The following is a 13,123-nucleotide window of genomic DNA, read 5'->3' on the forward strand; positions in this document are numbered from 1 at the left end:
CCGGCATCCGGTTCTATCCGTCGGTGCCGAGCGCGGCGCGGCGCCTCAAGGCACCAGCACCGCCACGCACACTGCGAGCAGCGCGCCGGGGAACAAGCCGAACCCCAATACCGCCAAGCTGTTCGCGCTCAGCATGAAGCGCATATCGCTGCTCGCGACGATCGGGGCGGTGTCCTCGGGCTTGTCGAAGTACATCAGCTTGACGATGCGCAGGTAATAGAACGCCCCGATGATGGAGAACACCACCGCTACGATCGCCAGCCACCACAACTCGACCGCCACCACCTCGCGCAGCACGGCGAGCTTCGCCCAGAAGCCCAGAAACGGCGGCACACCGGCCAACGAGAACATGAGGATCAACATCATGAACGCGTACCACGGACTGCGCTCATTGAGACCCTTGAAGTCATCGAGCCGTTCCGCCTCGAAACCTGATCGGCTGAGGAACACGATCATGCCGAAGGCACCCAGCCCCATCAGCACGTAGGCGATGGTGTAGAACATCGCCGCCGCATAACCCTCCGGCGTGCCCGCCAGCAGGCCGAGCAATAGAAAGCCGACGTGCGCAATCGTCGAATAGGCCAGCATGCGCTTGATATTCGACTGCGCGATGGCTACGACGTTCCCCACCGCGAGCGAAAGCACGGCGAGGATGATGATGATGCCCTGCCAGTCCCCGTGCAAACCCTCCAGGCCGTCGACCATCACGCGCATGAACATGGCGAACGCGGCCAGCTTGGGGGCGGTGCTGAGGTACAGGGTCACCGCCGTCGGCGCGCCGTGGTAGACGTCGGGGATCCACATGTGGAACGGCACCGCACCGAGCTTGAAGGCGATGCCGACGATGACGAACACCAGGCCAAAGGCCAGCAAGACCCGGTTGTGGTCGCCCTCGGCGATCAAGGTGCCCAACTCACGGAGGTCGAGCGTGCCGCTCACGCCGTACAGCATGGAGATGCCGTACAGCAGCATGCCGGAGGCGAGCGCACCGAGCACGAAGTACTTCATGGCCGCCTCGGAAGCGGCGACCGAATCGCGACGCAGGGCCACCATCGCATACAGCGACAACGACAGCAGCTCAAGGCCCAGGTAAATGGTGAGGAAATTGTTGGCGGACACCAGCACCATCATGCCCAGCATGCCGAACAGGCCGAGCACGTAGAACTCGCCCTTGAACAACTGGCGCATGCGCAGGTACTCACGCGAGTACAAGAACACGACGAACACCGCGACATAAATGGCGATCTTGAGCAGATCGCTCATCGGGTCCGCAACGAAGGTGTCATTGAAGGCAAACCGCGTCTCGCCGGTGGATACCCCCAGGGTTATGGCCACTGCCCCGACCAGGGTGGCCTGCGAGAGCAGGTAGGTCACCCCACGGTTGGTGTCGGACAGGAAGAGGTCCACGACGAGGATCAAGCACACCATCGCCAGAACGAAGATTTCCGGCGCCAGCGGCAGCAAATGGGCGGTCGCGAAGGTCATGTTCTTTCAGTCCTACAGCTTGGATTCGACGATGTGGGCGAGCAGGTTGTCCACAGTGACCTGCATCACGGCCAGCAGCGGTTCGGGCCACACGCCAAGGAGCAGCACGAAGAACGCCAGCACCGCGAGCACCAGGAACTCGCGCCCGTTCACATCCTGCAGCGCAGCGACTTCGGCACTACGCACCTTGCCGTACACCACGCGTTTGACCATCCACAGGGTGTAGGCCGCACCGAGAATCAGCGTGGTCGCCGCCAGGAAGGCGTACCAGAAGTTGGCCTGGAAGGCGCTCAGGATAACCATGAACTCGCCGACGAAGCCGGACGTGCCCGGCAGGCCGGCGTTGGCCATCGCGAACAGCACCATGAAGGCGGAGAAGATCGGCATACTGGCGGCGACACCGCCATAGGTGCTGATCTCGCGGCTGTGCAGGCGGTCGTACAGCACGCCGACGCACAGGAACAGCGCGCCGGAGACGAAGCCGTGCGAGATCATCTGCACCATACCGCCCTGCACGCCGAGCGCTGCCCCCTGGGGGCCGGTATTCAGCATCACCGCAAAGGCGATGAAGAAACCGAGCGTGACAAAACCCATGTGCGAGATCGACGAATAGGCGATCAGTTTCTTCATATCGCGCTGCGCCAGCGCCACGAAGCCGATGTACACCACCGCGATCAACGACAGCACGATCATCAGGATATCGAGCTCGCGACTGGCGTCCGGCGTGATGGGCAGACTAAAACGCAGGAAGCCGTACCCGCCCAGTTTGAGCATGATCGCGGCCAGCACCACCGAGCCCCCGGTCGGCGCCTCCACGTGGGCGTCGGGCAACCAGGTGTGTACCGGCCACATCGGCACCTTCACCGCGAACGCAATCAAGAAGGCGAGGAAGATCAGGATCTGTGCCGTCAGGCCGATCTGGACCGCATGCATGTCCAGGATCGCGAAGCTGTCCGCCTGCATGGCCAGGTAGATCAGCGCGACCAGCATGAACACCGAGCCGAAGAAGGTGTACAGGAAGAACTTGATCGTGGCGTAGACGCGCCGCGGGCCGCCCCAGATACCGATAACCAGGAACATCGGGATCAGCAGCGCTTCCCAGAAGACGTAGAACAACGCCGCGTCGAGCGCGGCAAACACGCCCACCATCAGGCCTTCGAGGATCAGGAACGCCGCCATGTACTGCGAGGGGCGGTACCGAATCACCTCCCACCCGGCGATGACCACCAGGATGGTGATCAGCGTGGTGAGCAGGATGAGCGGCATCGAGATGCCGTCCACCCCCAAGTGGTAGTTAATCCCGAAGGTCTCGATCCACGGCCGGAACTCGACGAACTGCATCTGCGCCGTGGTGATATCGAACTGGAAGTACAGCGGCAGCGAGAGCCCGAAGGTGACCAGCGACACCACCAAGGCCAGCACCTTGGCCTCCAACGCGTGGCGGTCGCCGGCCGCGAGCACGAGCAGGCCGCCGAGGATCGGCGTCCAGATAACGAGGCTCAGCAATGGCAAATCGGAAAACATCGAAATGTCACCTTTTTCTTATGGGCTCAGGCGAGCACGAAGCCGATCAGTAGCAGCAGCAGGCCGATGATCATCGCAAACGCGTAGTGGTACAGGTAACCCGACTGCACCTGACGGGCGACGCCCGACACCCAGCCGACCACGCGCGCACTGCCGTTGACGATCAGCCCGTCGATCAGCCGCACATCGCCGACCTGCCATAGGGTGCGGCCCAGCCCGCGGCTACCGCCGGCGAAGAACCAGTCGTTGAAGGCATCGAAGCCGTACTTGTTCTCCATCACGCGGTGCACCAGCGAGAAGCGCTCCTTGATGGCCGCCGGGATGTCCGGCCGCTTGAGGTACAGATACCAAGCGGTCAGCACGCCGGCGACGGCCAGCCACACCGGCAGCGAGACGAAACCATGCAGGAACATCGCCCACGCCGTCGGGTAGGCCGCACCCACCGCGGCCAGCACGTCGTGCTGCGGCAGCACGAAGATGGCGTCGCCGAAGAAATCACCGAAGGCCATGCTGCTCACATAGGGCCAGCCGATGATCACCGACGGGATTGCCAGCAGGATCAACGGGACGGTGACCACCCATGGTGACTCGTGCAGGTGGTGGCGCGTGTGCTCGTCCATGCGCTCCTTGCCGTGGAACACCAGGAAAAACATGCGGAAGCTGTATAGCGCGGTGATGAAGACGCCGAGCACCACCGCAAAGTACGCGAAACCCGAACCCGGGGTCTCAGAGGCCCCCACCGCGAGGATGATGGCGTCCTTGGAGAAGTAGCCCGCGAAGCCCGGTGCGCCGATCAGCGCCAGGGTGCCGAGCAGCGAACACCAGTACGTGATGGGCAGGTACTTCTTCAGGCCGCCCATCTTACGGATGTCCTGCTCGTGATGCATGGCAATAATGACCGAGCCGGCGGCCAGGAACAGCAGCGCCTTGAAGAAGGCATGCGTCATCAAGTGGAAGATACCCGCGGCGTAGGCCGAAGCGCCGAGCGCGACCGTCATATAGCCGAGCTGCGACAGCGTCGAATACGCCACTACCCGCTTGATGTCGTTCTGGATGATGCCGAGGAAGCCCATGAACAGTGCGGTGATCGCCCCGATCACGAGTACCACGCTGAGCGCCGTCACCGACAGCTCGTACAGCGGCGACATACGCGCCACCAGGAAGATGCCGGCGGTGACCATCGTGGCCGCGTGGATCAGGGCCGAGATGGGCGTGGGGCCCTCCATGGAATCGGGCAGCCAGACGTGCAGCGGGACCTGTGCCGATTTACCCATGGCTCCGATGAACAGCAGGATGCAGATCACCGTCATCAGCGACCATTCCACGCCCGGAATGATCTGGATGGTGACGTGCTCGAACATCGGCGCGGCGGCGAATACCTCGGCGTAGTCGAGGGTGTTGAAGTACATCAGGACGGCGGCGATGCCGAGCAGGAAACCGAAGTCGCCGACCCGGTTGACCAGGAAGGCCTTCAGGTTCGCGTAGATCGCGCTCTCCCGGGTGTACCAGAATCCGATCAGCAGGTAAGACACCAGCCCCACCGCTTCCCAGCCGAAGAACAGCTGCAGGAAGTTGTTCGCCATCACCAGCATGAGCATGGAGAAGGTGAACAGCGAGATGTAGCTGAAGAAGCGCTGGTAGCCCGGGTCATCCTTCATGTAGCCGATGGTGTAGATGTGCACCATCAACGAGACGAAGGTCACCACCACCATCATCATGGCGGTGAGGCGATCGACCAGGAAACCGATCTCCAGGGTGATGCCGGCCACGGTCATCCACGTATAGACCGACTCGTTATACGTCGGCGCGCCGTCAAACACGAAGTGCTTGAACACCAGCAGCGACAGCACGGTCGAAATCGCGACCCCGATGATCGTGGCCCAGTGGGCCCCGGCCCGACCGATCTGCTTACCGAAGAGTCCTGCCAGCGCCGCCCCGATCAGCGGGGCCAGAACGATCGCGAGGAGTATGTTCTGCATGTTCTCGGTCACGGCGCTATCCCTTCAGACTCTCGAGGTCGTCGACGTTGATGGTGTTCTTATTGCGGAACAGCACGACCAGAATCGCGAGGCCGATCGCCGCCTCCGCCGCAGCCACCGTGAGGATGAAGAACACGAATACCTGCCCGGTGATGTCCTGGAGAAAGTGCGCAAAGGCGATGAAATTCATATTCACCGCGAGCAGCATCAGCTCGATGCACATGAGCAGGATCAGCATGTTCTTTCGGTTCAAGAAGATGCCGGCCACGCTCAGGCTGAACAGGATGGCCCCCAAGATCAGGAAATCGGATAAGGCAAGCATTGTCGTTCCTCAGTCCGCGCCGCAGCGCGGCCCACGTCGAGTTTTCGCTCGTGTAGTTGGTTAGCCTTCGTTGCTGCAATCGTTAGCGGCGCTTCTCGGATGCCATCTTCACCAAGCGCACGCGATCGGCGCGGCGCACCCTCACCTGATCCTCCGGGCGCTGGTACTTGGTGTCCGGGCGACGGCGCAGGGTCAGCGCAATCGCCGCCACAATGGCGACCAGCAGAATGACCGCGGCGATCTCAAACGGATACAGGTAGGCGGTGTAGAGCACGGTGCCCAAGTGCTCGGTATTGCTGTAATCCGGCCCCTGCCTGGGGGGTGCCTCGACCAGATCGAGGCCGAAATGCTGCGGCCCCACCATCAGAATGAGTACCGCCACCATGCCAATGGCGACCACTGCCCCGACCGGCAAGTGACGGATGAACCCCTCGCGCAGCGGCGCCACATTGATGTCCAACATCATCACCACGAACAAGAACAGCACCATCACCGCGCCCACGTACACCAGCACCAGCGTGATGGCGAGGAACTCCGCCTCGAGCAACAACCAGACGCCGGCGCTGGTGAAGAACGCAAGCACCAGAAACAAAGCCGCGCGCACCGGGTTGCGCACCGTGATCACCATGACGGCCGAGGCCACCAGGATGAACGAGAAGATGTAAAAAATCGCCTTTTCCACGCCCATGTCGTCGTCGACTCCTAGCGGTAACGCGCGTCGACCGCGCGGTCTGCGGCAATCTGCTTTTCATATTGCTCGCCAATGGCGAGCAGCTTGTCTTTGGTCATGTACAGATCGCCGCGTTTATCGCCGTGGTACTCGAAAATGCGTGTCTCGATGATCGAGTCGACCGGGCAGGATTCCTCGCAGAAGCCGCAAAAGATGCACTTGGTCAGGTCGATGTCGTAGCGCGTGGTACGACGCGTGCCATCGGCCCGCTGCTCGGAATCGATCTTGATGGCGAGCGCCGGACAGACCGCCTCGCACAGCTTGCAGGCGATGCAGCGCTCCTCGCCGTTCGGATAGCGGCGCAGGGCATGCAGGCCACGGAAGCGCGGCGACTGCGGCGTGCGCTCCTCCGGATACTGCACCGTCACCTTGGGCCGGAACAGATACCGACCGGTGAGGCGCATGCCGCGCAGCAGCTCGATCAGAAACAGGCTTTTGATCTTGCCAGAGAATCCACTCATGCGTTGTCTCCTAGCCGCGCGAGAACCAGGGCCCGACCTCGGCCAGGATGGCCACGCCCAGCACGAACAGCCAGACGATGGTCAGCGGAATGAACACCTTCCAGCCAAGCCGCATGATCTGGTCATAGCGATAGCGCGGGAAGGTGGCGCGGAACCACAGGAACAGGAACAGGAAGAAGGCGATCTTGAGCATGAGCCACAAAATGCCCGGCACCCATGCGAACACCGCTTCGAGGAATGGAATACCCTCGAACGGGGACAGCCAGCCGCCCATGAACAGCAGCGCCGCCAGCGTCGAAATCAGGATGATGTTGGCGTACTCGGCCAGGAAGAACACCGCGAAGGCCATACCCGAGTACTCGACGTGGAAACCGGCCACGATCTCCGACTCGCCCTCCGCCACGTCGAACGGCGCGCGGTTGGTCTCCGCCACGCCGGAGATGAAATAGATGAGGAACAGTGGCAGCAGCGGCAGCCAATACCAGTGCAGGATGCTGCCCGACTGCGCCAGCACGATGTTGCTGAGGTTGAGACTGCCCGCGGCCATCAGCACGCCGACGAGCGCGAAGCCCATCGCGATCTCATAGGAGACGATCTGCGCCGCCGAGCGCATCGCGCCCAGGAATGCGTACTTCGAGTTGGACGCCCAACCGGCAATGATCACGCCGTAAACGCCCATCGAGGTGATGGCGAGCACATACAACAGGCCGGCGTCGATGTCCGCCAGCACCCAACCCTCGTTGAACGGAATCACCGCCCACGCGGCCAGCGCCGGACCCATGGCGAGAATCGGGCTCAGAATGAAGAGATAGCGGTTGGCACCGCTCGGCACGATGATCTCTTTGAACATCAGCTTGAGCGCGTCCGCGATGGGCTGGAGCCAACCGCGCGGACCCACCCGGTTCGGGCCGATGCGCACCTGCATGTAGCCGATGACCTTGCGCTCGGCGAAGGTCAAATAGGCGACCGCCAGCATCAACGGGCCGAGGATCAGGCTCATCTTGAACAAAATGAGGGCCACCGTCTGCAGGCCGTCCGGCATCCAGGCGGTCAGGGTCACCATGAACTCTATCATTCAGCTATTCTCGCCAAGCGTCTGTCTGTGCCGATTGTTGTTCTGCAAGCGCCGCGCAGCGCCGTCATGCTCCGGGGCTGACCTCCACATCCAGTACCCCGATGTAGCCGGCGCCCTGCGGAAGCGTCGGCACCCACACGCAGTCGTCGGGCACGCGCGCGTCGATCACCAGCGGCAAGGTCACGCTGTAATCGCCGCCGCGCAGCACCACCGAGCCCGCACCGGAGACGTGCGCCTTGGCGGCCGTCGCTTCGTTCACGAGCGCGCGCACACTCTGGGCATCTTCGGTTTGCTGCAGTGCCCCGGCACGACGCACAAGCGGATCGACGGCATAGATGGATGCCTCCGCCATCAGCGACGCACCCGCCGAACTCGATGCCGCGGGCTCCACCCACTGCCAAGCCGGCGTCTCCAACTGCGTGGGAACCTGAGCCCGCAATTCGTCGCGCACCTCTTCCGAACTCAGATACTCAAAGCCAGGGAGGTTGAGCAGGTTGCCCAACACGCGCAGCACTTTCCAGGCGGGACGTGCGTCGCCGAGCGGCGCCCCCGCGCCACCGAAACTCTGCCAGCGGCCTTCGGCGTTGACGAAGGTACCCGAGGTCTCGGCGAAGGCACCGATAGGCAGCAGCACGTCGGCGTAACTGCGCATGGTATCCGTGACGTACGCGCTGAGCGCGACTACGAACTCGGCCGCCAGCAAGGTCTCCAGCGTGCGCCGCGGGGCCGCGCAGTCGTACTCTGGCTCGATGCCCATCAGCACGTACCCCTTGAGACCGTCGGCGACCATCGCCGCGGTGTCCCGGCCCGCCTTGGGCGCGGCGGCGCCGCCGGCCACGCGATGCGGAACCGCGCCGGCTAGCCAGGCACCCGCCGCATTGCCGCCTTCGGTCAACTGGCCGAAGGTCGCCCCACTCATGCGCGCCACCGCGTCGGCAAGCATGCGCAGTTCCGCGTACCGCGGATGGGCGTGGGCCACATTGCCCAGCAGCACCACGGCCTTGGCGCCCTCGCTGAGTTGCTCGGCGACCGCGCGCTGCGCGGCGTCGGCCTGCACGCCGTCCAGGTGCTTGGCCAGACCCTCGGGGGCCGCACGACCGGCATCGAGCAGCGCCTTGGCCACGCCCGCCAAAGCGTCGACCATCTGATGCGGATGGACGACCAACTTATGGGCCAACGGAAAGCGGAAGTCATAGTCGACCGGGTTGAGCACGCTGATCCGCGCGCCTTGATTGACCGCGGCCTTGCGCAGGCGATGCGCGGCAATGGGCTGGTCCTTGCGGATGTTCGAGCCCACCAGCAGCACCGTGTCGGCGCTCTCGAGGTCCTCGATGCTCACACCCAAACCGGGGTAAGCCGGCATCTGCCCCTGCGCACGGAAGTCGCTCTGACGCAGACGATGGTCGATGTTATGGCTGCCCAGCGCACGCATGACGCGCTGGAGCAGGTACATCTCTTCAGTGGTGGCGCAAGGCGACATCAAGGCACCGAGCTGATCGGCCCCGTGCTCCTTGCGCACCCCCTCGAGCCCTTCCACCACGCGCTTGAGCGCGGTCTCCCAGTCCGTCTCCTGCCACTGGCCTGCCACCCTGACCATCGGCGTCTGCAAACGGTCTTCGGCGTACAGGCCGAGGTAGCTGAACCGGTCGCGATCGGAGATCCAGGTCTCATTGATGGACTCGTTCTCGCGCGGCAGCACGCGCATAACGCGCTGACCGCGGGTCTCGATGTGCAGATTCGAGCCAATGCAGTCGTGCGGCGCCACGCCGTCGTGACGGACCAACTCCCACGCGCGGGCCGAATACCGGAACGGTTTGGAGGTCAGTGCGCCGACCGGGCACAGGTCGATGACGTTACCGGACAGCTCCGAGGTGACACTCTTCTCAATGTAGGTGCCGATCTCCATGTGCTCGCCGCGCCCCGTGGCGCCGAGCTCCATGACGCCGGCGATCTCCTGCCCGAAGCGCACGCAGCGCGTGCAATGAATGCAGCGCGTCATGTCGGTGGAGATCAGCGGCCCGATGTTCTTGTCTTTGACGACGCGCTTCTTCTCTTGATAGCGCGAGATGTCCTCGCCGAAGCCCATGGCGATGTCCTGCAGATCGCACTCGCCGCCCTGATCGCAGATCGGGCAGTCCAAGGGATGGTTGATCAGCAGGAACTCCATCACGCCGCGCTGGGCATCGAGCGCCTTGGGCGAGCGCGTAAAGATGCGCATGCCTTCGGTCACCGGCGTGGCACACGCCGGCAGCGGCTTGGCCGCCTTCTCGACTTCGACCAGGCACATACGACAGTTCGCCGCCACGGACAGCTTCTTGTGGTAACAGAAGCGCGGGATGACGATACCGGCTTCGTCCGCCGCCTCGATGACCATTGCGCCATCGCGGGCTTGAATCGTTACGCCATTGATCTCGATGTTTACCATCGTGCGGTCCGTAGTTTGCTGAACTTCAAGGTGCGAGGGCTCACGCGCCTGCGCCGACCATGCACCGCTTGTGCTCGATGTGATACTCGAACTCGTCGCGGAAATGCTTGATGAAGCTGCGTACCGGCATCGCGGCCGCGTCGCCCAGGGCGCAGATCGTGCGCCCTTCGATCTTGCGCGCGACGTCGTCGAGCAGCTCGAGGTCGTTGGGCTGGCCGCGACCATGCTCGATGCGGTGGATCATGCGCGAAAGCCAGCCGGTGCCTTCCCGGCACGGCGTGCACTGCCCGCACGATTCCTCGTAATAGAAGTGCGAAATGCGCTGCAGCACCTGCACCATACAGGTGGTGTCGTCCATCACGATCACCGAGCCGGCGCCCAACATGGAGCCGGCCTTGGCGATGCCGTCATAATCCATGGTCACGTCCATCATGACGTCGCCGGGCAGCACCGGCACGGAGGAACCACCCGGGATCACCGCCTTCAGTTTGCGCCCGCCGCGCACGCCGCCCGCCATCTCCAGCAACTCCGCGAACGGCGTGCCCATCGGCACCTCGTAGTTGCCGGGCCGCTCGACGTGGCCGCTCATGCAAAAGATTTTGCTGCCGCCGTTGTTGGGCTTGCCGATGTCCAGGAACCACTGGCCACCCTTGCGGATGATCTCCGGAACGGAGGCCAGCGTCTCGGTGTTGTTGATGGTCGTCGAGCGCCCATACAGACCGTAGCTCGCCGGGAACGGCGGCTTGAAGCGCGGCTGACCCTTCTTGCCCTCGAGCGATTCGAGCAGCGCGGTTTCTTCGCCGCAGATATAGGCGCCGGCCCCCAGGTGCGTATACAGGTCGAAATCGACCCCGGAGCCCAGCACGTTCTTGCCGATCAGGCCGGCCGCGTAAGCCTCGGCGAGCGCGGCTTCGAAGCGCTCAAAGGGCTCCCAGAACTCGCCGCGGATGTAGTTGTACCCCACGGAGGCGCCGATGGTGTAACCGGCGATCGCCATGCCCTCGATCAGCGCATGGGGGTTATAACGCAGGATGTCGCGGTCCTTGCAGGTACCCGGCTCGCCCTCATCCGAATTGCAGACGATGTACTTCTGCCCCGGCGCATTGCGCGGCATGAAGCTCCACTTGAGGCCGGTCGGAAAGCCCGCGCCACCGCGCCCGCGCAGTGCCGAGGTCTTGAGCTCCGCGATAATGGTCTCGGGCGGCGTCTTCTCGGCGAGGATCTTACGCCACGCCTCATAGCCCCCATGACGCTGGTAGGTTCCCAGCGTCCACGGCTCGGGCTCGTGCAGGGTTCGGAAGCAGACTTCGTTCGCCATCGGTCCTCCGCTGGAGCGAGTCGCGCGCCGCGCGACTCAGTCCAGGTTGTCGAGAATCTCGTCGATCTTGGCCGGGGTCAGCTGGCCATAGTACGTGCGGCCGATCTGGAACATCGGTGCATCGACGCACGCGCCCAGGCACTCCACCTCTTTAATGGTGTAGCGACCATCGGCGGTGGTCTCGCCGAGGCCGATACCGAGGCGCTGCTTGAGGTGCGCGAGCACGTCGTTCGAGCCGCACAACATACAGGAGACGTTGGTGCATACGCAGATCTTGTGCTTACCGACCGGCTTCAACTCGTACATGGAATAGAACGTCGCGACTTCGTACACGGCGATGGGCTCCATCTCCAGGTACTCGGCCACCGCGTCCATCAGTTCGGTGGTGAGCCAACCGCCGTTCTGGTCCTGCACGATGCGTAGCGCCGGCATCACCGCCGAGCGCTTCTCCTCGGGCGGATACTTCGCGACCCAATGGTCGATTTCGGCGCGGGAGGCGGCGTTGATCAGGTCCACGCGGCTCTCGTGAGCGGACTTGGGCTGGCTCATCAGCGGTCGATCTCCCCGAATACGATGTCCTGCGTGCCGATGATCGCCACCACATCGGCGAGCATGTGCCCGCGGGCCATCTCGTCCAAGGCCGACAGATGGGCAAAGCCGGGCGCACGCACCTTGACCCGATAGGGCTTGTTGGCCCCGTCGGAAATCAGGTACACGCCGAACTCGCCCTTGGGGTGCTCGACGGCGGCGTAGGCCTCGCCTTCCGGCACGGTGTAGCCCTCGGTGAAGAGCTTGAAGTGATGAATGAGAGCTTCCATGTCGTCCTTCATCTCTTCGCGGCGCGGCGGGGCGAGCTTGTAATCCTGCAGCATCACCGGACCGGGATTGGCGCGCAGCCACCGCACACACTGCTTGATAATGCGATTCGCCTGGCGCATCTCTTCCACACGCACCAGGTAACGGTCGTAACTGTCCCCGTTCACGCCCACCGGAATGTCGAACTCGAGCTGGTCGTATACCTCGTAGGGCTGCTTCCTACGCAGGTCCCACTCTATCCCCGAACCGCGCAACATGGGGCCGCTGAAGCCGAGCTGCAGCGCGCGCTCGGGCGACACCACACCAATACCGACCGTGCGCTGCTTCCAGATCCGGTTGTCGGTTAGCAGCGTTTCGTATTCATCCACGTAGCCATCGAAGCGCTGCGTGAAGTCGTCGATGAAGTCGAGCAGCGAGCCCTGACGATTCTCGTTCAGGCGCGCGACCTCTTCCTTGCTGTGCCACTTGGAGGGCTGGTACTGCGGCATGGTCTCCGGCAGATCGCGGTACACGCCGCCCGGCCGGTAATAGGTCGCATGCATACGCGTCCCGGACACGGCCTCATAGCAGTCCATCAGATCTTCGCGCTCGCGGAACGCATACAGGAAGATCGTCATGGCGCCGATATCCAGGCCATGCGCGCCTAGCCACATCAGGTGATTCAGGATGCGGGTGATCTCGTCGAACATCACGCGGATGTACTGCGCGCGCGGCGGCGGCGTGATCCCGAGCAGTTTCTCGATGGCCAGCACATAGCCGTGCTCGTTGCACATCATGGACACGTAGTCGAGCCGGTCCATGTAGCCTATGCTTTGATTGAAAGGCTTTGTCTCGGCCAGTTTTTCGGTCGCGCGATGCAACAGGCCGATATGTGGGTCGGCACGCTGCACCACCTCCCCATCCATCTCCAGCACCAGGCGCAGCACGCCATGCGCGGCGGGATGCTGCGGCCCGAAGTTCATCGTGTAATTGCGAATCTCGGGCATTG

11 protein-coding genes are annotated in these 13,123 nt (G+C 63.3%); all 11 read right to left on the bottom strand.

The window, feature by feature from the left end; genetic code table 11:
- Positions 1 to 45: 45 nt before the first annotated feature.
- Complete coding sequence (nuoN, locus tag HUS23_01400) at positions 46 to 1,485, bottom strand: NADH-quinone oxidoreductase subunit NuoN (GenBank protein ID QKT02569.1); 1,440 nt, start codon at positions 1,483 to 1,485, stop codon at positions 46 to 48.
- A gap of 12 nt (positions 1,486 to 1,497) precedes the next feature.
- Positions 1,498 to 3,009: an NADH-quinone oxidoreductase subunit M gene (locus HUS23_01405; protein QKT02570.1), complete on the bottom strand. Its 1,512-nt coding sequence runs from the start codon at positions 3,007 to 3,009 to the stop codon at positions 1,498 to 1,500.
- A 26-nt stretch (positions 3,010 to 3,035) separates the two neighbouring features.
- The gene (gene nuoL / locus HUS23_01410; GenBank protein QKT02571.1) at positions 3,036 to 4,988 is read right to left on the bottom strand and encodes an NADH-quinone oxidoreductase subunit L; all 1,953 of its coding nucleotides are present in this window, start codon (positions 4,986 to 4,988) and stop codon (positions 3,036 to 3,038) included.
- 16 nt (positions 4,989 to 5,004) lie between these two features.
- Positions 5,005 to 5,310, bottom strand: a complete 306-nt coding sequence (gene nuoK / locus HUS23_01415) for an NADH-quinone oxidoreductase subunit NuoK (protein ID QKT02572.1) — start codon at positions 5,308 to 5,310, stop codon at positions 5,005 to 5,007.
- Positions 5,311 to 5,392: 82 nt separating this feature from the next.
- Positions 5,393 to 5,998, bottom strand: coding sequence for an NADH-quinone oxidoreductase subunit J (locus tag HUS23_01420; GenBank protein QKT02573.1), 606 nt, complete (start codon positions 5,996 to 5,998; stop codon positions 5,393 to 5,395).
- Positions 5,999 to 6,012: 14 nt separating this feature from the next.
- Positions 6,013 to 6,501 carry an NADH-quinone oxidoreductase subunit NuoI gene (nuoI, locus tag HUS23_01425; protein QKT02574.1) on the bottom strand — a complete coding sequence of 163 codons (489 nt, stop codon included), beginning with the start codon at positions 6,499 to 6,501 and terminating at the stop codon, positions 6,013 to 6,015.
- Positions 6,502 to 6,511: 10 nt separating this feature from the next.
- The gene (gene nuoH, locus HUS23_01430) at positions 6,512 to 7,576 is read right to left on the bottom strand and encodes an NADH-quinone oxidoreductase subunit NuoH (GenBank protein QKT02575.1); all 1,065 of its coding nucleotides are present in this window, start codon (positions 7,574 to 7,576) and stop codon (positions 6,512 to 6,514) included.
- Between the two features lie 64 nt (positions 7,577 to 7,640).
- On the bottom strand, positions 7,641 to 10,001 hold the full coding sequence (locus HUS23_01435) for an NADH-quinone oxidoreductase subunit G (GenBank protein ID QKT02576.1): 2,361 nt from the start codon (positions 9,999 to 10,001) through the stop codon (positions 7,641 to 7,643).
- A 40-nt stretch (positions 10,002 to 10,041) separates the two neighbouring features.
- Entirely contained in the window at positions 10,042 to 11,319 is a 1,278-nt protein-coding gene (nuoF, locus tag HUS23_01440) for an NADH-quinone oxidoreductase subunit NuoF (GenBank protein ID QKT02577.1), read from the bottom strand.
- Positions 11,320 to 11,355: 36 nt separating this feature from the next.
- Positions 11,356 to 11,868: an NADH-quinone oxidoreductase subunit NuoE gene (nuoE, locus tag HUS23_01445; GenBank protein ID QKT02578.1), complete on the bottom strand. Its 513-nt coding sequence runs from the start codon at positions 11,866 to 11,868 to the stop codon at positions 11,356 to 11,358.
- A complete protein-coding gene (locus tag HUS23_01450; protein ID QKT02579.1) occupies positions 11,868 to 13,121 on the bottom strand; it encodes an NADH-quinone oxidoreductase subunit D in 1,254 nt (417 codons plus the stop codon). Before HUS23_01450 ends, nuoE begins: the two co-directional genes overlap by 1 nt.
- Between the last annotated feature and the right edge of the window lie 2 nt (positions 13,122 to 13,123).

The organism is Ectothiorhodospiraceae bacterium 2226, from assembly GCA_013348725.1.
Taxonomy (GTDB): Bacteria; Pseudomonadota; Gammaproteobacteria.

Excerpts from the sequence above, each read along its gene's own strand:
- nuoH (QKT02575.1), bottom strand. The coding sequence starts at position 7,576 with ATGATAGAGTTCATGGTGACCCTGACCGCCTGGATGCCGGACGGCCTG.
- nuoE (QKT02578.1), bottom strand. The coding sequence starts at position 11,868 with ATGAGCCAGCCCAAGTCCGCTCACGAGAGCCGCGTGGACCTGATCAAC.
- HUS23_01435 (QKT02576.1), bottom strand. The coding sequence starts at position 10,001 with ATGGTAAACATCGAGATCAATGGCGTAACGATTCAAGCCCGCGATGGC.
- HUS23_01420 (QKT02573.1), bottom strand. The coding sequence starts at position 5,998 with ATGGGCGTGGAAAAGGCGATTTTTTACATCTTCTCGTTCATCCTGGTG.
- nuoK (QKT02572.1), bottom strand. The coding sequence starts at position 5,310 with ATGCTTGCCTTATCCGATTTCCTGATCTTGGGGGCCATCCTGTTCAGC.
- nuoL (QKT02571.1), bottom strand. The coding sequence starts at position 4,988 with ATGCAGAACATACTCCTCGCGATCGTTCTGGCCCCGCTGATCGGGGCG.
- HUS23_01450 (QKT02579.1), bottom strand. The coding sequence starts at position 13,121 with ATGCCCGAGATTCGCAATTACACGATGAACTTCGGGCCGCAGCATCCC.
- nuoF (QKT02577.1), bottom strand. The coding sequence starts at position 11,319 with ATGGCGAACGAAGTCTGCTTCCGAACCCTGCACGAGCCCGAGCCGTGG.
- nuoN (QKT02569.1), bottom strand. The coding sequence starts at position 1,485 with ATGACCTTCGCGACCGCCCATTTGCTGCCGCTGGCGCCGGAAATCTTC.
- nuoI (QKT02574.1), bottom strand. The coding sequence starts at position 6,501 with ATGAGTGGATTCTCTGGCAAGATCAAAAGCCTGTTTCTGATCGAGCTG.
- HUS23_01405 (QKT02570.1), bottom strand. The coding sequence starts at position 3,009 with ATGTTTTCCGATTTGCCATTGCTGAGCCTCGTTATCTGGACGCCGATC.